Annotated in this window: 11 protein-coding genes, 1 tRNA gene and 3 rRNA genes; 3 read left to right on the top strand and 12 right to left on the bottom strand. The window is 66.6% G+C overall.

Annotated elements, in window-relative coordinates:
• Positions 1-330 precede the first annotated feature (330 nt).
• Positions 331-3087, top strand: coding sequence for a SpoIIE family protein phosphatase (locus tag O1G22_RS11735; RefSeq protein ID WP_270081314.1), 2757 nt, complete (start codon positions 331-333; stop codon positions 3085-3087).
• A gap of 43 nt (positions 3088-3130) precedes the next feature.
• On the opposite strand, the gene O1G22_RS11740 is transcribed toward O1G22_RS11735, so the two are convergent.
• The 8 genes from O1G22_RS11740 to thyX form a co-directional block, all read right to left on the bottom strand.
• Positions 3131-3206 (bottom strand) — tRNA-Thr (locus O1G22_RS11740).
• Between the two features lie 84 nt (positions 3207-3290).
• Entirely contained in the window at positions 3291-3953 is a 663-nt protein-coding gene (locus tag O1G22_RS11745; RefSeq protein WP_225100720.1) for a DegT/DnrJ/EryC1/StrS family aminotransferase, read from the bottom strand.
• Between the two features lie 116 nt (positions 3954-4069).
• A 5S ribosomal RNA gene (gene rrf, locus O1G22_RS11750) occupies positions 4070-4186 on the bottom strand.
• A gap of 84 nt (positions 4187-4270) precedes the next feature.
• Positions 4271-7393 (bottom strand): 23S ribosomal RNA (locus O1G22_RS11755).
• A 306-nt stretch (positions 7394-7699) separates the two neighbouring features.
• A 16S ribosomal RNA gene (locus O1G22_RS11760) occupies positions 7700-9225 on the bottom strand.
• The 16S, 23S and 5S rRNA genes sit together here, the layout of an rRNA operon.
• A gap of 488 nt (positions 9226-9713) precedes the next feature.
• Positions 9714-11399, bottom strand: a complete 1686-nt coding sequence (locus O1G22_RS11765) for a ribonuclease J (RefSeq protein WP_225101283.1) — start codon at positions 11397-11399, stop codon at positions 9714-9716.
• Between the two features lie 174 nt (positions 11400-11573).
• On the bottom strand, positions 11574-12473 hold the full coding sequence (dapA, locus tag O1G22_RS11770) for a 4-hydroxy-tetrahydrodipicolinate synthase (RefSeq protein WP_225101284.1): 900 nt from the start codon (positions 12471-12473) through the stop codon (positions 11574-11576).
• Positions 12474-12723: 250 nt separating this feature from the next.
• Complete coding sequence (thyX, locus tag O1G22_RS11775; protein WP_270081315.1) at positions 12724-13467, bottom strand: FAD-dependent thymidylate synthase; 744 nt, start codon at positions 13465-13467, stop codon at positions 12724-12726.
• A 168-nt stretch (positions 13468-13635) separates the two neighbouring features.
• Between thyX and O1G22_RS11780 the strand changes: the two genes are divergently transcribed.
• Positions 13636-13872, top strand: coding sequence for a hypothetical protein (locus O1G22_RS11780; RefSeq protein ID WP_270081316.1), 237 nt, complete (start codon positions 13636-13638; stop codon positions 13870-13872).
• Positions 13873-13962: 90 nt separating this feature from the next.
• Positions 13963-14517 carry a hypothetical protein gene (locus O1G22_RS11785; protein ID WP_270081317.1) on the top strand — a complete coding sequence of 185 codons (555 nt, stop codon included), beginning with the start codon at positions 13963-13965 and terminating at the stop codon, positions 14515-14517.
• A 329-nt stretch (positions 14518-14846) separates the two neighbouring features.
• Here O1G22_RS11785 and O1G22_RS11790 read toward each other — a convergent pair whose 3' ends face one another.
• The 4 genes from O1G22_RS11790 to O1G22_RS11805 are packed head-to-tail and all read right to left on the bottom strand — an operon-like array spanning position 14847 to position 19687.
• Positions 14847-15299: a hypothetical protein gene (locus O1G22_RS11790; protein WP_270081318.1), complete on the bottom strand. Its 453-nt coding sequence runs from the start codon at positions 15297-15299 to the stop codon at positions 14847-14849.
• 13 nt (positions 15300-15312) lie between these two features.
• On the bottom strand, positions 15313-16065 hold the full coding sequence (gene dapB, locus O1G22_RS11795; RefSeq protein WP_270081319.1) for a 4-hydroxy-tetrahydrodipicolinate reductase: 753 nt from the start codon (positions 16063-16065) through the stop codon (positions 15313-15315).
• 26 nt (positions 16066-16091) lie between these two features.
• Positions 16092-17471, bottom strand: coding sequence for a M16 family metallopeptidase (locus tag O1G22_RS11800; protein WP_270081320.1), 1380 nt, complete (start codon positions 17469-17471; stop codon positions 16092-16094).
• Positions 17468-19687, bottom strand: coding sequence for a polyribonucleotide nucleotidyltransferase (locus O1G22_RS11805; protein WP_270081321.1), 2220 nt, complete (start codon positions 19685-19687; stop codon positions 17468-17470). Before O1G22_RS11805 ends, O1G22_RS11800 begins: the two co-directional genes overlap by 4 nt.
• Positions 19688-19824 lie beyond the last annotated feature (137 nt).

The following is a 19824-nucleotide window of genomic DNA, read 5'->3' on the forward strand; positions in this document are numbered from 1 at the left end:
ACTTCCGCGTACCTGTTACCACTGCGTATTTCTGCCAGACGAGATCCGGCCACACCAGAGGCTGCTGCCCGCCGTACACGGAACGCACGCAGCCCGGCCCGACCTTCATCAGAAGCTTGCCCAGTGTTTCACCCGGTCCGAACCAGGCCATAACAGTTCGGCAGCTTCGCACATCGCCCGCACACCGTGGGGGGTGAACACCGGCAACCGGCATCCGTTCGGACCGCGAAGGTAAGTAACCTTGCATGCGGCTGTCCAGCCGCACCGGTCCGTCCGGCCTGGGCGGTGGCACGAGCACGAGCGGGCATCGGAGGGGCGGCCGCAGAGACCATGACCACCGGAGTCATCCCCGGGGGACAGCCCCCGGAGCCACAGCCGACCGGCGAGCTGCTGCCCCAGCAGCGAAGCGAGCCGGCCGGCCCCGCCGCCCTGCACGTCGACAACCGGCCGAGGAGTTCTGTGATCACCGCGCGCGCGGCCGCCACCTTCGAGCCCGTCGGGCGATCGGTCGCGACCGCCCGGTCCTTCGTCCGCGACACCCTCCAGGGCTGGGGTTTCGCCGACATCGTCGATGACGCCGTCGTCCTCACCAGCGAACTGGTGACCAATGCCGTCGTCCACGCCGGCACACACGCGGACGTGCTCTGTCTGCGCACCGAGGAGGGCGTGCGCATCGAGGTCTCCGACCGCTACCCCGAGCGCGAGGTCCCTCTCCAGAGCGCCGCCTCGACCATGGGCAGCCCCGACCGCGAGGGCGGCCGCGGCCTCCAGCTGTGCGCGGCCCTCGCCGCCCGCTGGGGCGTGGACTACACCCCGACCCACAAGAACGTCTGGTTCCAGCTGAACCTCCCCCAGCGCCCGGTCGGCACCCGCACCGCCGGCCCGTCCCTGCCCCCCGAGCTCCTCCCGCTCGCCGACGGCCGGGTCCGCGTCGCCGTCCTCCAGGTCGACCGCAAGGGCACCGTCACCGCCTGGAACGAGGACGCCGAGGAACTCTTCGGCTACTCGGCGGCCGAGGTCATCGGCAAGCCCCTCACCGAACTCGCGGCCTGGCCGCACACCCCCGGCACCAGCACGGGCGTCGCCGAGGCCCTCCAGCTCTCCCGCTGGGAGGGCAGCTACGGCATCCGCGGCGCCGACGGCCGGGTGGCCCCGGTCTACGCCTCCCATCTCAGGGTCCGCGACACCGGCGGCGAGCCCTCCACCGTCTGCCTCCTGGTACGGGACCACGAGCGGGCCGTCCTCCAGACACCGCCGCGCGTCCCGGCCGACCAGAGCCAGTCCGCCGACGGCCAGAACGCCGACCCCTTCGAGGTGTTCATCGGCTCCCCCGCCCCGGACGACCTCGACGGCCTCCTGCAGCGCACGGTGGAACGCGCGCGCGACATGCTCGACGGCGACTCCGCCTTCCTGCTGCTCGCCACCGACGACGAGACCGAGCTGGAGGTCCGCGCCTCCACCGGACTGCCCTCCGCCCGCCAGCGCTTCGCGCGCGTGCCCGTCGAAGCGGGCCCCGGACGCTACGGCTCCGCGCGCATGCCCGCCGTCCACGACGACCTCACGGCCGTACCCGGTGCCGTACCCCTCCTGTCCGGCACCGGCATGCGCTCGGTCGTCACGGTCCCGCTGAAGGTCGAGGGCCGCCTCACCGGCTCCCTCGGCGTCGCGGCCGAGGCACCCGGCAGATACTCCAACGAGGAGGCGCTGCGCCTGCAGTTCGCCGCCGACCGCATCGCCCTGGCCGTCGAGTCGGCCCGCCTCGGCGAACTGGAACGCCTGCGCCGCGGCTCCCTCAGCTTCCTGGTCGAGGCCTCCGACCTGCTGGCCGGCACGCTCGACCGCGACCAGACCCTGGCCCTGATGGCCCAGATGACGGTCCCGACCCTGGCCACCTGGTGCGCCGTCTACACGATCGCCGACCAGGCCTCGGACCCGTATCTGTCGTACGTCCTGCACGAGGACGAGGAACTCATCGACGGCATCAAATCGCTGCTGTCGAAGATCGCCCCGCCGGACCCGGTACCCACCCCCGGCGCCCGCGTGTGGACCATCCCCGCCGAGGTGGCGCACCAGGCAGCCCTGCGCACCTCCATGCGCACCCTCGGCCTGTCCGGCGGCCCCACGCACCGGGTCTCCTCGGCGATCGGCCCGACCCTCGCCACCGCCTCCGCGGTCGGCGGCGAGACGGTCGTCCTGCCGCTCGTCGCCCGCAACCGTGTCATCGGCATGCTCGTTCTCGGCAAGCCCACCGACGAGCACTTTCGCCAGGAGATCCTGGAACTGGCCGAGGACCTCTCCCGCCGGGCCGCGCTCGCCCTGGACAACGCCCGCCTGTACTCGGAGCGTACGGCCATCAGTCAGGCCCTCCAGCGCAGCCTCCTGCCGCCCGGCACCCCGCACATCGACGGCGTCGAGGTCGAGGTCATCTACCGCGCGGCCGGCGAGGGCAACGAGGTCGGCGGCGACTTCTACGACCTCTTCCCGATCGGCAACGGCGCCTATGGCTTCGCCATCGGCGACGTCTGCGGTACGGGTCCCAACGCGGCGGCGGTCACCGGCCTCGCCCGGCACGCCCTGCGCCTGCTGGCCCGCGAAGGCCTCTCCGGCCCCGCGGTCCTGGAGCGCCTCAACTCCGCGATCCTCGACGAGGGCGACCGCAGCCGCTTCCTGACCCTCCTCTACGGCGAGATGCGCCCGCAGGAGGACGGCAGCGCCGAACTGAAGGTGGTCTGCGCCGGCCACCCGCTCCCGCTGCGCCTGCGCCAGGACGGCACGGTGGTCACGGCCGCCGAGCCCCAGCCGCTGCTCGGCGTCATCGAGGACCTGGAGCTGTACGAGGAGACGGTCACCCTGGACCCGGGCGATGTGCTGCTCTGCGTCACGGACGGGGTCACCGAACGCCGTGAGGGCACCCGCATGCTGGGCGACGACGGCCTCGCCGACGTTCTCACCACCTGCACGGGCCTGACGGCCGGCGCGGTCGCGGCTCGCATCATGCGCGCGGTGGAGCGCTTCGCGTCCGACGCCCCGTCGGACGACATGGCGATTCTGGCGATGCGGGTGCCGGGAATCCACCAGGAAGTGTGAAAGCACGAAAAAGGCCCCACCCGAGAGGGTGGGGCCTTTTTGCTGGAGCCCCCAAACGGAATCGAACCGTTGACCTTCTCCTTACCATGGAGACGCTCTGCCGACTGAGCTATAGGGGCCTGTCGTTTTCGAGGTTTCCCTCGCGGCGACGAAGAAACTGTACCCCGAACTGGCCCGACTTCCCAAATTCGTTCGGGCTCCGATCAGAAGGCGGGCTGCAGCAGTCCGCCGAGCGCGTTGCACGCGGAGACGATGCGTTGCATCTCCCGCTTGGTGAGTGCGGCGTCCACGGGCAGCGCGAGCGTCTCGTCGGCGGCCAGCTCGGTCTCGGGCAGTGACACGCACTGCCGGAACTCCGGCAGCCGGTGCACGGGCGTCTTGACCGGCACCCGGCACTCAACTCCCCTGGCCCGCAGGGCCCGTGCAAAGGCGTCCCGGTCCGGCCGGCCGTTCCCCGGCACCCGCACGACGTACTGCTGATACGTGTGCCCGTCGCCGCCGTCCGGCGTCGTCACGCCCTTGAGCTTGGCATCGAGGTAGGCGGCCCGCTGCCGGCGCTGAGCTATCTCGTCGTACGGCGCCTCGGATTCGCCCTGCTCCAGCACCAGCAGCCCCTGCCGCTGTCCCAGCGCGTGCAACCCCCCGATATCCGCCCGCCGTCCGAACCGGTGCACGGCAACGACCGCCGCGGTGCGAGGAGTTACGGCCGCCTCGACGGCGCCGAGGGCCAGGCAGTAGGTCACCGGGTCTATGTCGGCGAACACCGGAAGGGCACCGGCCAGGGTCACGGCCTCGGCGACTTCGACGTTCCCGAAGGCCGGCACGACGACCTCGTCACCCACACCGACGCCGGCGGCCCTGAGCATTGCAGCAGTTCCCATGTGCTGGATGCTGGGCGCGCAGGGTGAACGACACGTTAAGCAGAACGTAAAAAGGCCGGACCCCGAACCGAAGTTCAGGATCCGACCTTTTTAGAAGAATTGTTCGGCGGCGTCCTACTCTCCCACAGGGTCCCCCCTGCAGTACCATCGGCGCTGTGAGGCTTAGCTTCCGGGTTCGGAATGTAACCGGGCGTTTCCCTCACGCTATGACCACCGAAACACTATGAAACTGACAACCGAACCATGTGTGGCACATGGGGCTGTTCGTGGTTTCAGAACCAACACAGTGGACGCGAGCAACTGAGGACAAGCCCTCGGCCTATTAGTACCGGTCACCTCCACCAGTTACCTGGCTTCCAGATCCGGCCTATCAACCCAGTCGTCTACTGGGAGCCTTACCCCATCAAGTGGGTGGGAGTCCTCATCTCGAAGCAGGCTTCCCGCTTAGATGCTTTCAGCGGTTATCCCTCCCGAACGTAGCCAACCAGCCATGCCCTTGGCAGAACAACTGGCACACCAGAGGTTCGTCCGTCCCGGTCCTCTCGTACTAGGGACAGCCCTTCTCAAGACTCCTACGCGCACAGCGGATAGGGACCGAACTGTCTCACGACGTTCTAAACCCAGCTCGCGTACCGCTTTAATGGGCGAACAGCCCAACCCTTGGGACCGACTCCAGCCCCAGGATGCGACGAGCCGACATCGAGGTGCCAAACCATCCCGTCGATATGGACTCTTGGGGAAGATCAGCCTGTTATCCCCGGGGTACCTTTTATCCGTTGAGCGACGGCGCTTCCACAAGCCACCGCCGGATCACTAGTCCCGACTTTCGTCCCTGCTCGACCCGTCGGTCTCACAGTCAAGCTCCCTTGTGCACTTACACTCAACACCTGATTGCCAACCAGGCTGAGGGAACCTTTGGGCGCCTCCGTTACCCTTTAGGAGGCAACCGCCCCAGTTAAACTACCCATCAGACACTGTCCCTGATCCGGATCACGGACCCAGGTTAGACATCCAGCACGACCAGACTGGTATTTCAACGACGACTCCACAAACACTGGCGTGCCTGCTTCAAAGTCTCCCAGCTATCCTACACAAGCCGAACCGAACACCAATATCAAACTGTAGTAAAGGTCCCGGGGTCTTTCCGTCCTGCTGCGCGAAACGAGCATCTTTACTCGTAGTGCAATTTCACCGGGCCTATGGTTGAGACAGTCGAGAAGTCGTTACGCCATTCGTGCAGGTCGGAACTTACCCGACAAGGAATTTCGCTACCTTAGGATGGTTATAGTTACCACCGCCGTTTACTGGCGCTTAAGTTCTCAGCTTCGCCCACCCGAAAGTGAGCTAACCGGTCCCCTTAACGTTCCAGCACCGGGCAGGCGTCAGTCCGTATACATCGCCTTACGGCTTCGCACGGACCTGTGTTTTTAGTAAACAGTCGCTTCTCGCTGGTCTCTGCGGCCACCCCCAGCTCACCGAGTAAATCGGATCACCAGGCGTGGCCCCCCTTCTCCCGAAGTTACGGGGGCATTTTGCCGAGTTCCTTAACCATAGTTCACCCGAACGCCTCGGTATTCTCTACCTGACCACCTGAGTCGGTTTAGGGTACGGGCCGCCATGAAACTCGCTAGAGGCTTTTCTCGACAGCATAGGATCATCCACTTCACCACAATCGGCTCGGCATCAGGTCTCAGCCGTATGCAAGGCGGATTTGCCTACCTTGCGGCCTACACCCTTACCCCGGGACAACCACCGCCCGGGATGGACTACCTTCCTGCGTCACCCCATCACTCACCTACTACCAGCTCGGGTCACCGGCTCCACCACTCCCACCCACAGCAAAGCTGGGGGCAGGCGGCTTCACGGGCTTAGCATCACTGGATTCGATGTTTGACGCTTCACAGCGGGTACCGGAATATCAACCGGTTATCCATCGACTACGCCTGTCGGCCTCGCCTTAGGTCCCGACTTACCCTGGGCAGATCAGCTTGACCCAGGAACCCTTAGTCAATCGGCGCACACGTTTCTCACGTGTGAATCGCTACTCATGCCTGCATTCTCACTCGTCAACCGTCCACAACTACCTTCCGGTGCTGCTTCACCCGGCAGACGACGCTCCCCTACCCATCACAGCACCCGTTGGGGCTATATGCTGCAATGACACGACTTCGGCGGTACGCTTGAGCCCCGCTACATTGTCGGCGCGGAATCACTAGACCAGTGAGCTATTACGCACTCTTTCAAGGGTGGCTGCTTCTAAGCCAACCTCCTGGTTGTCTGTGCGACTCCACATCCTTTCCCACTTAGCGTACGCTTAGGGGCCTTAGTCGATGCTCTGGGCTGTTTCCCTCTCGACCATGGAGCTTATCCCCCACAGTCTCACTGCCGCGCTCTCACTTACCGGCATTCGGAGTTTGGCTAAGGTCAGTAACCCGGTAGGGCCCATCGCCTATCCAGTGCTCTACCTCCGGCAAGAAACACACGACGCTGCACCTAAATGCATTTCGGGGAGAACCAGCTATCACGGAGTTTGATTGGCCTTTCACCCCTAACCACAGGTCATCCCCCAGGTTTTCAACCCTGGTGGGTTCGGTCCTCCACGAAGTCTTACCTCCGCTTCAACCTGCCCATGGCTAGATCACTCCGCTTCGGGTCTTGAGCGTGCTACTAAAATCGCCCTGTTCGGACTCGCTTTCGCTACGGCTTCCCCACCCGGGTTAACCTCGCAACACACCGCAAACTCGCAGGCTCATTCTTCAAAAGGCACGCAGTCACGAGAATGTGCAAGCACATTCCGACGCTCCCACGGCTTGTAGGCACACGGTTTCAGGTACTATTTCACTCCCCTCCCGGGGTACTTTTCACCATTCCCTCACGGTACTATCCGCTATCGGTCACCAGGGAATATTTAGGCTTAGCGGGTGGTCCCGCCAGATTCACACGGGATTTCTCGGGCCCCGTGCTACTTGGGTGTCTCTCAAACGAGCCGCTGACGTTTCGACTACGGGGGTCTTACCCTCTACGCCGGACCTTTCGCATGTCCTTCGCCTACATCAACGGTTTCTGACTCGTCCCACGGCCGGCAGACCGTGGAAGAGAGATCCCACAACCCCGCATGCGCAACCCCTGCCGGGTCTCACACGCATACGGTTTGGCCTCATCCGGTTTCGCTCGCCACTACTCCCGGAATCACGGTTGTTTTCTCTTCCTGAGGGTACTGAGATGTTTCACTTCCCCTCGTTCCCTCCACTTGCCCTATGTGTTCAGGCAAGGGTGACAGCCCATGACGACTGCCGGGTTTCCCCATTCGGAAACCCCCGGATCAAAGCCTGGTTGACGACTCCCCGGGGACTATCGCGGCCTCCCACGTCCTTCATCGGTTCCTGGTGCCAAGGCATCCACCGTGCGCCCTTAAAAACTTGGCCACAGATGCTCGCGTCCACTGTGCAGTTCTCAAACAACGACCAGCCACCCATCACCCCACTAGCAAGCCAGTGAGTTTACTGGGGCCGGCGACTGAGGAAAGTTCGTTCCCTCAGACACCCAACAGCGTGCCCGGCCGGACCCCGTCCGGAGATCATGCGTTCCACGCTCTTGCGAGCAGTACTAGCAGCCTCCGACCCGTGACATCCGGCCGAATAATCAACGTTCCACCCATGAGCAACCAGCACCGGACGTTCGCCGATGTACTGGCCTCTGACCGAGCGAACCCGGTAAGAAGTGCTCCTTAGAAAGGAGGTGATCCAGCCGCACCTTCCGGTACGGCTACCTTGTTACGACTTCGTCCCAATCGCTAGTCCCACCTTCGACAGCTCCCTCCCACAAGGGGTTGGGCCACCGGCTTCGGGTGTTACCAACTTTCGTGACGTGACGGGCGGTGTGTACAAGGCCCGGGAACGTATTCACCGCAGCAATGCTGATCTGCGATTACTAGCGACTCCGACTTCATGGGGTCGAGTTGCAGACCCCAATCCGAACTGAGACCGGCTTTTTGAGATTCGCTCCACCTCACGGTATCGCAGCTCTTTGTACCGGCCATTGTAGCACGTGTGCAGCCCAAGACATAAGGGGCATGATGACTTGACGTCGTCCCCACCTTCCTCCGAGTTGACCCCGGCGGTCTCCTGTGAGTCCCCATCACCCCGAAGGGCATGCTGGCAACACAGAACAAGGGTTGCGCTCGTTGCGGGACTTAACCCAACATCTCACGACACGAGCTGACGACAGCCATGCACCACCTGTACACCGACCACAAGGGGGGCACTATCTCTAATGCTTTCCGGTGTATGTCAAGCCTTGGTAAGGTTCTTCGCGTTGCGTCGAATTAAGCCACATGCTCCGCCGCTTGTGCGGGCCCCCGTCAATTCCTTTGAGTTTTAGCCTTGCGGCCGTACTCCCCAGGCGGGGAACTTAATGCGTTAGCTGCGGCACCGACGACGTGGAATGTCGCCAACACCTAGTTCCCACCGTTTACGGCGTGGACTACCAGGGTATCTAATCCTGTTCGCTCCCCACGCTTTCGCTCCTCAGCGTCAGTAATGGCCCAGAGATCCGCCTTCGCCACCGGTGTTCCTCCTGATATCTGCGCATTTCACCGCTACACCAGGAATTCCGATCTCCCCTACCACACTCTAGCTAGCCCGTATCGACTGCAGACCCGAGGTTAAGCCTCGGGCTTTCACAATCGACGTGACAAGCCGCCTACGAGCTCTTTACGCCCAATAATTCCGGACAACGCTTGCGCCCTACGTATTACCGCGGCTGCTGGCACGTAGTTAGCCGGCGCTTCTTCTGCAGGTACCGTCACTTGCGCTTCTTCCCTGCTGAAAGAGGTTTACAACCCGAAGGCCGTCATCCCTCACGCGGCGTCGCTGCATCAGGCTTTCGCCCATTGTGCAATATTCCCCACTGCTGCCTCCCGTAGGAGTCTGGGCCGTGTCTCAGTCCCAGTGTGGCCGGTCGCCCTCTCAGGCCGGCTACCCGTCGTCGCCTTGGTGAGCCATTACCTCACCAACAAGCTGATAGGCCGCGGGCTCATCCTTCACCGCCGGAGCTTTCCAGGATCGGAGATGCCTCCGAACCTCGTATCCGGTATTAGACCCCGTTTCCAGGGCTTGTCCCAGAGTGAAGGGCAGATTGCCCACGTGTTACTCACCCGTTCGCCACTAATCCACCCCGAAGGGCTTCATCGTTCGACTTGCATGTGTTAAGCACGCCGCCAGCGTTCGTCCTGAGCCAGGATCAAACTCTCCGTGAATGTTTTCCCGTGATCGGGATGAACACCACGAGAGCGGTGCAAGAGGAGGAATGATCCTCTCGCACACAGCGTCCTCGCTGTGTTATTTCAAAGGAACCTCGCCCCAGCAGATGCTGGAGACGGGGTATCAACATATCTGGCGTTGATTTTTGGCACGCTGTTGAGTTCTCAAGGAACGGTCGCTTCCTTTGTACTCACCCTCTCGGGCTTTCCTCCGGGCTTCCCTTCGGTGTTTCCGACTCTATCAGATCTTTTCTCGATCCGATTTCCTCGGTGCTTTCCAGGTCCTCCGCGTTTTCTCGCGGTTTCCCTTTCCGGCGGTTCCGACTTTATCAGAAGTTCTGAGTCGGTTTTCCCACCCCGCCGAGCACCTGTGTCCAGCGCATGAAGTGCTGGGGTTCCCGGTTGGGCGGAGCCGTAAACGTACTGGAGCGGGGCGCCTCGATGCAAATCGAGGCGCCCCGCTCGGGTGATGCTCCGACGGACCGTCAGACCTCCACGACCACCGGGAGGATCATCGGCCTGCGGCGATAGGTGTCCGAGACCCACTTGCCGAGGGTGCGCCGGATGAGTTGCTGGAGCTGGTGGGGCTCCACGACGCCGTCCTGGGCGGACCTCTCCAGCACCTCGGTGATCTTCGGGAGGACGTCGGCGAAGGCCGAGTCCTCGATGCCGGAGCCACGGGCCTGGACGTGCGGGCCTCCCGTGATCTTGCCGGTGGAGGCGTCCACGACCACGAAGACCGAGATGATGCCCTCGTCGCCGAGGATCTTGCGGTCCTTGAGGGCCGGCTCGCCGACGTCGCCGACGGAGAGGCCGTCGACGTAGACGTAACCGGCCTGGACCTTGCCGGAGATCTTGGCCTTGCCCTCGACCAGGTCGACCACCACGCCGTCCTCGGCGATGACGATCCGGTCGTGCGGGACACCGGTCAGGGCGCCCAGCTCGGCGTTCGCCCGCAGGTGGCGCCACTCGCCGTGTACCGGCATCAGGTTCTTCGGGCGGCAGATGTTGTAGAAGTACAGCAGCTCGCCCGCCGAAGCGTGGCCGGAGACGTGGACCTTGGCATTGCCCTTGTGGACGACGTTGGCGCCCCAGCGGGTCAGGCCGTTGATCACCCGGTAGACCGCGTTCTCGTTTCCGGGGATGAGGGACGAGGCCAGGATGACCGTGTCGCCGTCCACGATGCGGATCTGGTGGTCCCTGTTGGCCATCCGCGACAGGGCCGCCATCGGCTCGCCCTGGGAGCCCGTGCAGACCAGGACCACCTCGTCGTCCGGGAGGTCGTCCAGGGTCTTGACGTCGACCACCAGGCCCGGCGGGACCTTCAGGTAGCCGAGGTCGCGGGCGATGCCCATGTTGCGGACCATGGAGCGGCCGACGAAGGCGACCCGGCGGCCGTACTCGTGGGCCGCGTCCAGAATCTGCTGGATGCGGTGGACATGGCTGGCGAAGCTCGCCACGATGATCCGCTTGCGGGCGCCGGCGAAGACTTGGCGCAGGACGTTGGAGATGTCCCGCTCGTGCGGGGTGAAGCCCGGGACCTCGGCGTTCGTGGAGTCGGTGAGAAGGAGGTCGATACCCTCCTCGCTCAGGCGCGCGAACGCGTGCAGGTCGGTCAGGCGATTGTCCAGCGGGAGCTGGTCCATCTTGAAGTCGCCGGTGTGCACCGCCATGCCGGCGGGCGTGCGGATGGCGACGGCCAGCGCGTCCGGGATGGAGTGGTTGACGGCGACGAACTCGCAGTCGAAGGGGCCGATGCGCTCGCGGTTCCCCTCGGCCACCTCCAGGGTGTACGGGCGGATCCGGTGCTCCTGGAGCTTGGCCTCGATCAGGGCCAGGGTCAGCTTGGAACCGATCAGCGGGATGTCCGGCTTCTCGCGGAGCAGGAACGGGACACCGCCGATGTGGTCCTCGTGGCCGTGCGTGAGGACGATGCCCTCGATGTCGCCGAGGCGGTCCCGGATGGACGAGAAGTCCGGCAGGATCAGGTCGATTCCGGGCTGCTCCTCCTCGGGGAAGAGCACTCCGCAGTCGACGATCAGCAGGCGGCCGCCGTACTCGAAGACCGTCATGTTCCGGCCGATCTCGCCGAGACCGCCGAGCGGGGTGACCCGCAGGCCGCCCTCGGGGAGCGGCGGGGGCGGGCCGAGTTCAGGATGCGGATGACTCAAAAGACTCTCCTCACCACGCACGCCACGTACCCGGTGAGGCACGTGGCGCGCATGACGTTCGTGCAGAAGCAGTTGTCGTTGTGGAGTGCGGGCACCGGTGGCCCGCTTATGCGGTTGTGTCTTCAGTTATGAAGTTTGTGGAGCTTGTTCAGCCGGGTGGCGCCAAGTCTGTTGTCAGAGCTGTACCCCGCCGGCGGCAAGATCGATCTTGAGCTGGGCGATCTCCTCGGGCGAGCACTCGACCATGGGCGAGCGCAGCGGTCCGGCGGGCAGTCCCTGCAGGGCGAGGGCGGCCTTGGTGGTCATGACGCCCTGGGTGCGGAACATGCCGGTGTAGACCGGAAGCAGCTTCTGGTGGATCTCGGTGGCCTTGACGACGTCGCCGGAGATGTACGCGTCGACGAGGGCGCGCAGGTCTGGCGTGACGACGTGGCCGACGACCGAGACGAAGCCGACCGCGCCCACGGAGAGCAGGGGCAGGTTCAGCATGTCGTCGCCGGAGTACCAGGCGAGGCCGGACCGGGCGATGGCCCAGCTGGCCCGGCCGAGGTCGCCCTTGGCGTCCTTGTTGGCGACGATCCGGGGGTGCTCGGCGAGCCGGACGAGCGTCTCGGTGTTGATCGGGACGCCGCTGCGGCCGGGGATGTCGTAGAGCATGACCGGCAGGCCGGTGGCGTCCGCGACGGCCGTGAAGTGGCGGTACAGGCCCTCCTGCGGGGGCTTGTTGTAGTACGGCGTGACGACGAGGAGGCCGTGTGCGCCGACGCGCTCGGCCTCGCGGGCCAGCTCAAGGCTGTGGTGGGTGTCGTTGGTGCCGACTCCGGCGACGACGTGGGCGCGGTCGCCGACCGCCTCCAGTACGGCTCGTACCAGGTCCGATTTCTCCGCATCGGTGGTGGTGGGGGACTCGCCGGTGGTGCCGTTGATGATCAGGCCGTCGTTGCCTGCGTCCACCAGATGGGCGGCGAGCCGCTGCGCGCCGTCGAGGTCGAGTGCGCCGTCCGCCGTGAAGGGCGTGACCATGGCGGTGAGGACCCGCCCGAAGGGGGTCTGCGGAGTCGAGGTCGGAGCCATGGGTAACACGCTACTCGGTGCTCCGTGCGTGGTCTGCCCTCGGGGGGCCGGGAAAGTCAGGACAAATGCGGAGCCCGGCACTGCCTGCTCGGGGGTTCAAGCAGTGCCGGGTCCGTTTGATCAGGCTAGATGAACTTCTCTAAATGCCGCAATACGGACACTTCGCCCGGCTGATCCGTACATCCGTTCCGGGTGGGGGAACAGGGCTTCGCAGGCCGTCGTGGTCCGTCGCGGACCGTCGCGGACTCGATTACGGAGCCACGCGTCCGTTCGCGTTGAAGGCGGCGTACGTCAGCGGCATGAGCTGGGCCCACTCCGCCTCCATCTTCTCGCCGACCATCTCGATCTCCCGCTGCGGGAAGGACGGCACCTTGGCCAGCTCGTGCTGGGTGCGCAGGCCGAGGAAGTGCATCAGGGAGCGGGCGTTGCAGGTGGCGTACATCGAGGAGTAGAGGCCGACGGGGAGGGCCGCGCGGGCGACCTCGCGGGCCACGCCCTCGGCGAGGAGCTTCTGGTACGCCGCGTACGCCTGCTCGTAGCTCTCGGCGAGGGTGCTGCTCACCGTCTCGTGCTGGGCCGGGGTGCCCTCGACGAAGACGTACTTGCCGGGGCGACCCTCCTGGACGAGCTTGCGGGAGGTGTCCGGGACGTAGAAGACCGGCTGCAGCTCCCGGTAGCGGCCGGACTCCTCGTTGTACGACCAGCCGACGCGGTGCCGCATGAACTCGCGGAAGACGAAGATCGGGGCGCTGATGAAGAAGGTCATCGAGTTGTGCTCGAACGGGCTTCCGTGCCGGTCGCGCATCAGGTAGTTGATCAGGCCCTTGGAGCGCTCGGGGTCCTTCTTCAGCTCGTCCAGGGACTGCTCGCCGAGTGTGGAGACGCGGGCGGCGAACAGGACGTCTGCGTCCGACGCGCTGGACTTCACCAGCTCGACGGTGACATCACTGCGCAGGGTGAGCGACTCGGGGGTGGTCACGGGGGTCCTTCCCATCACTTCTTCAGGTTCGCGCCCACTGTACGGGGCGCCTCTGACAGTGCCGTACGGTGACCGACCCGTGACCTTGTCGATGATTTTTTCGGACATGGGCACCTTTTCCGTCAGTCGGACGTCTGTATCAATGAGGCCTGAGAGTTCGGCTTCGAGAGGAGAGGTCCTGTCATGTTCCGTCGGCGTGAGCCCGTGCCCTTCGCCTTCCTGGCCGAGGCGGACAGGTTCCGCAGCAATGTCGCTCCCCCGCCGCGCCGGAGGGCGTCGGCCGGGCAGATAGCCGGGCGCTGGCTGCTGGGCCTCACCATCGTCGCCGGGCTCGTGGGCTCGCTGATGCTCGGCATGCCGGCGCTGGCCACTCCCTCCAGTACGCCGGTGCAGCAGTCGCAGGCCTCCGACGGGCACTGACTCTTCCGGCGGTCCAAGGGTGGTGAGCGGCAACACGGCCGGATAGCCTCACCGGGCACAGCCCGCGCAAGGATCGAGTGAGGACCAGCCGTGCCCCTGCCCTTCCTGACGGCCGACCGCACCTTCGAGGCCGCTGCCGAGAGTGCGCTGCCCTACGACGACCGGGAGCGCTGGCGGCGCCCGTACCGCCCTGGGCCCTGGCGGGTGGGCATGGCCGCGCTGGCGTTGCTGCTGGCGTCCTTCGTGCTGTTCGCCGCGGTCGCCATCGCCCTGACCGGCTCGGTGTCCGTCGCCGGGGCGGTTCTCGGCGCGGCGCTCGTGGTCATCGCGGGTGCGCTGCGGCTGCTGCGCGTGGGCGTGTGGGTCAGCGGGCGCGGGCTGCGCCAGGTCGGCTTTCTGGCGACGCGTACGGTGCCGTGGGCGCGGGTCGTCTCGGTGCGGACGGTGCAGCAGCCGGTGCGCTGGCTGGGGTTGCCCCGGACGGTGCAGGGGCAGGCGCTGGCACTCGTACGCGCGGACCGGCCGGCCGAGGAGACGTCGCCGTTGCTGACCACGCACACGCTGGACTTTCTGGGGCGCCCTGCCGCATTCGACCGGGCTGCGGATGTGGTGGAGGCATGGGCGGCGGAGTACGAGCGCGGCTGAGCTGCCGCAGGCACGCCGAAGGGGCCGGTCCGCTGGGGTGCGGACCGGCCCTTCGGCGTGACGTGCGGGGGTGGGGGTGGGGGTGGGGTCGCTTGCCCCGCGCCGGCCGGGTGCCTCCCCCAAGCTCTTCGAGCAGGGGGTATACCCCCAGCGCCCACCCTCCCCCAGTCTCGGCTTCGCTCGACCGGGGGCACCCCCATCGCCCCAGCGGCACGACTGCCCGCAGCTACGCAGGTCCTGCGGCCGCCCATGGCTACGCGGGTACGACAGCCGCTGCCGGGTGGGCGCCGCCCTGACGGCGCGGCTGCCCGCAGCTGCGTGGGTTCGGGTCAGGCCTCGGCCGCCCTGCCCTCGTGCAGGGCGATCGCCCGTTGCATCGCCTTGCGGGCGCGTGGGGTGTCGCGGGCGTCGTGGTAGGCGACGGCCAGGCGGAACCAGCAGCGCCAGTCGTCGGGGGACGCCTCCGTCTCGGCCTTGCGCTTGGCGAACACCTCGTCGGCGGAGTCACGGTCGATACGGCCGGAGGGCAGGCGCCGCAGCTCGTCGACCGGCAGGGCGCCCTCGGCGTCGAGTTCGGCGGCGAGAGCGTTGGCCTTGCGGACGAACTGGGTGTTCTGCCACAGGAACCACAGGCCGATGACCGGCAGGATCAGGACCGCGACCCCGAAGGTGACGGTCAGGAGCGTGCCGGACTGGATGAGCATCACGCCTCGGCTGCCGACCAGGACGAAGTAGAAGACCAGGACGGCGGCCGTGACGAGGTAGGTGATCTTCGCGCGCATCGCAGAAACGGTCTCAGCTCAGGTCCAGGAAGTGCTCCAGGCCGAAGGTCAGGCCCGGAGTCGTCACCACGCGGCGGGCGCCGAGCAGGATGCCCGGCATGAAGCTGCTGTGGTGCAGGGAGTCGTGGCGGATGGTGAGGGTCTCGCCCTCGCCGCCGAGCAGCACCTCCTGGTGGGCCAGCAGGCCGCGCAGGCGTACGGCGTGGACCGGGATCCCGTCGACGTTCGCGCCCCGCGCGCCCTCCAGGGCCGTCACCGTGGCGTCCGGCGCCGGGGCCGTACCGGCCGCCCTGCGGGCCTCGGCGATGAGCTGGGCGGTGCGGGTGGCCGTACCGCTCGGCGCGTCCACCTTCTTCGGGTGGTGCAGCTCGACGACCTCGACCGACTCGAAGTACGGCGCGGCGATCTGCGCGAACTTCATGGTCAGCACGGCGCCGATGGAGAAGTTCGGCGCGATGAGCACGCCGGTCTCCGGGGAGGCGGCGAGCCAGCCGTTCAGCTGCGCGAGGCGTTCCTCGGTCCAGCCCGTCGTACCGACGACCGCGTGGATGCCGTGGCGCACGCAGTAGTCGAGGTTGTCCATGACGGAGTCGGGGGTGGTCAGCTCGACGGCGACCTGGGCGCCGGTCTCCGCCAGGGTCTCCAGCTTGTCCCCCCGGCCGAGGGCGGCGACCAGCTCCATGTCCTCGGCGGCCTGGACCGCCCGGACCGCCTCGGACCCGATGCGGCCCTTGGCACCGAGGACCGCCACGCGCAGCTTGCTCATCTCTTGTGCTTCCTTGTCAGGAGTGGTTAGGCGACGGCGTCGTGCAGCCGTGCGGCCTGCTTGTCCTTCAGCGGGCCGATGACCGACAGCGACGGGCGCTGTCCCAGGATGTCGCGGGCGACCGAGCGGACCTCGTCCGGGGTGACCGCCGCTATCCGGTCCAGCATGTCGTCGACGGACATCTGCTCGCCCCAGCACAGCTCGCTCTTGCCGATACGGTTCATCAGCGCGCCGGTGTCCTCCAGACCGAGGACGGTGGAGCCGCGGAGCTGGCCGACGGCGCGGGCGATCTCGTCGTCGGTGAGGCCGTTGGCGGCGACATGGTCGAGTTCGTCGCGGCAGATCTTCAGCACGTCGTGCACCTGGCTCGGCCGGCAGCCGGCGTACACGCCGAACAGGCCGCAGTCGGCGAAGCCGGAGGTGTACGAGTACACGCTGTAGGCGAGGCCGCGCTTCTCCCGGACCTCCTGGAAGAGGCGGGAGGACATGCCGCCGCCGAGGGCGGTGTTGAGCACGCCCATGGCCCAGCGGCGGTCGTCGGTGCGGGCGAGGCCCGGCATGCCGAGGACGACGTGCGCCTGCTCGGTCTTGCGGGCGAGCAGCTCGACCTTGCCGGACGTGCGGATCGTACGGCGGCCCTCGCGCGGACCGATGGGCTGCGCGGCCGTGTTCTTGAAGGCGCCCGCCTTCTCGAAGGCCGCGCGGACCTGTCGTACGACCTTGTTGTGGTCGATGTTGCCCGCGCAGGCGACCACGAGGTGGGTCGGGTCGTAGTGCTTCTTGTAGAAGCGGCGGATGCGGTCGGCGCTGAGGGCGTTGACCGTGTCGACCGTGCCGAGGACCGGGCGGCCGAGGGCGTTGTCGCCGAACATGGTGTGCGCGAACAGGTCGTGCACGCAGTCGCCGGGGTCGTCCTCGGTCATCGCGATCTCTTCGAGGATCGCGCCGCGCTCGACGTCGACGTCCTCCTCCAGGATCAGCGAGCCGGTCAGCATGTCGCAGACGACGTCGATGGCGAGCGGCAGGTCGGTGTCGAGCACGCGCGCGTAGTAGCACGTGTACTCCTTCGCCGTGAACGCGTTCATCTCGCCGCCGACGGCGTCGAGGGCGGCGGAGATGTCCAGCGCGCTGCGCCGCTCGGTGCCCTTGAAGAGCAGGTGCTCCAGGTAGTGCGTGGCGCCGTTCAGGGCCGGGGTCTCGTCGCGGGAGCCGACGTGCGCCCAGATGCCGAAGGTCGCGGAGCGGACCGAGGGCAGGGTCTCGGTGACGACGCGCAGGCCGCCCGGGAGGGTCGTCTTGCGGACCGTGCCGATGCCGCCCGCGCCCTTGATGAGGGTTTGGGTACGGGCGACGGCCCGCGCCTCCGAAGAGGGGCGGGCCGTCACCTTGGAGCTACGGGACGTCACTGCTCGGCGTCGTCCTTGTCCGTGTCGTTGCCTTCTTCGCCCTCGATCACCGGAACGAGGGAGAGCTTGCCGCGGGAGTCGATCTCGGCGATCTCGACCTGGACCTTCTGGCCCACGCCGAGGACGTCCTCGACGTTCTCCACGCGCTTGCCGCCGGCCAGCTTGCGGATCTGCGAGATGTGCAGCAGACCGTCCTTGCCGGGCAGCAGGGAGACGAACGCACCGAAGGTGGTCGTCTTGACGACCGTACCGAGGTAGCGCTCGCCGACCTCGGGCATCGTCGGGTTGGCGATGCCGTTGATCGTGGCCCGGGCGGCCTCGGCGGAGGGGCCGTCGGCGGCGCCGATGTAGATCGTGCCGTCGTCCTCGATGGTGATCTCGGCGCCCGTGTCCTCCTGGATCTGGTTGATCATCTTGCCCTTGGGGCCGATGACCTCGCCGATCTTGTCGACCGGGATCTTGACGGTGATGATCCGCGGGGCGTGCGGGCTCATCTCGTCGGGCCGGTCGATGGCCTCCATCATCACGTCGAGGATGTGCAGGCGGGCGTCGCGGGCCTGCTTGAGGGCCGCGGCCAGGACGGAGGCCGGGATGCCGTCCAGCTTGGTGTCGAGCTGGAGGGCGGTCACGAAGTCCTTCGTGCCGGCGACCTTGAAGTCCATGTCACCGAAGGCGTCCTCGGCACCGAGGATGTCGGTGAGGGTGACGTAGTGCGTCTCGCCGTCGATCTCCTGGGAGATCAGACCCATGGCGATACCGGCGACCGGGGCCTTCAGCGGCACACCGGCGTTCAGCAGCGACATGGTGGAGGCGCAGACCGAGCCCATGGACGTCGAGCCGTTGGAGCCGAGGGCCTCGGACACCTGGCGGATCGCGTACGGGAACTCCTCGCGCGTCGGCAGCACCGGCACGAGGGCGCGCTCGGCGAGGGCGCCGTGGCCGATCTCGCGGCGCTTGGGGGAGCCGACGCGGCCGGTCTCACCGGTGGAGTACGGCGGGAAGTTGTAGTTGTGCATGTAGCGCTTGCGGGTCACCGGGGAGAGGGTGTCCAGCTGCTGCTCCATGCGGAGCATGTTGAGGGTGGTGACGCCCAGGATCTGGGTCTCGCCACGCTCGAACAGCGCGGAACCGTGCACCCGCGGGATGGCCTCGACCTCGGCGGCGAGGGTACGGATGTCCGTCACCCCACGGCCGTCGATGCGCTTCTTCTCCTTGATCACGCGCTCGCGGACCAGCTGCTTGGTGAGCGAGCGGTACGCGGCGGAGATCTCCTTCTCGCGGCCCTCGAACTCCGGCAGGAGCTTCTCGGCGGCGAGACCCTTGACGCGGTCCAGCTCGGCCTCGCGCTCCTGCTTGCCGGCGATGGTGAGCGCCTGGGCGAGCTCGGGGCGAACGGCGGCCGTCAGTGCCTCGAAGACGTCGTCCTGGTAGTCAAGGAAGATCGGGAACTCGGCGGTCGGCTTCGCGGCCTTGGCGGCGAGGTCGGCCTGGGCGCGGCAGAGCACCTTGATGAAGGGCTTCGCGGCGTCCAGACCGGCGGCGACGACCTCCTCGGTCGGCGCCTCGGCACCGCCCTCGACGAGCTTGATGGTGCCGTCGGTGGCCTCGGCCTCGACCATCATGATCGCGACGTCGCCGTCCTCCAGGACGCGGCCCGCGACGACCATGTCGAAGACGGCGTCCTCAAGCTCGGTGTGCGTCGGGAAGGCGACCCACTGGCCGCGGATCAGCGCGACGCGGACGCCGCCGATCGGGCCGGAGAAGGGCAGACCGGCCAGCTGCGTGGACGCGGAGGCGGCGTTGATCGCCACGACGTCGTACAGGTGGTCGGGGTTGAGCGCCATGATCGTGGCGACGACCTGGATCTCGTTGCGCAGGCCCTTCTTGAAGGACGGGCGCAGCGGGCGGTCGATGAGGCGGCAGGTGAGGATGGCGTCCTCGGACGGCCGGCCCTCACGGCGGAAGAAGCTGCCGGGGATCTTGCCGGCGGCGTACATCCGCTCCTCGACGTCCACCGTCAGCGGGAAGAAGTCCAGCTGGTCCTTGGGGTTCTTGGAGGCGGTGGTGGCCGACAGCACCATGGTGTCGTCGTCCAGGTACGCCACGGCGGAGCCAGCGGCCTGCTTGGCCAGGCGGCCCGTCTCGAAGCGGATGGTGCGGGTGCCGAAGGCGCCGTTGTCGATGACGGCCTCGGCGTAGTGGGTCTCGTTCTCCACTAGCGTTTTCTCCGTTACGTATCGTCTTTCGTCCCTTGGCTGCCCGTGTGGCAGGGGGACTGTGGCGGAGAAGCGCGCCGTCTGGTGCGGGCCGGTCTTCGATCGAAGCACCCGGGGCTCGCTTCCCCCCGGGGGCC

Origin of the sequence: Streptomyces camelliae, assembly GCF_027625935.1 — a bacterium.
Lineage (GTDB): Bacteria > Actinomycetota > Actinomycetes > Streptomycetales > Streptomycetaceae > Streptomyces > Streptomyces camelliae.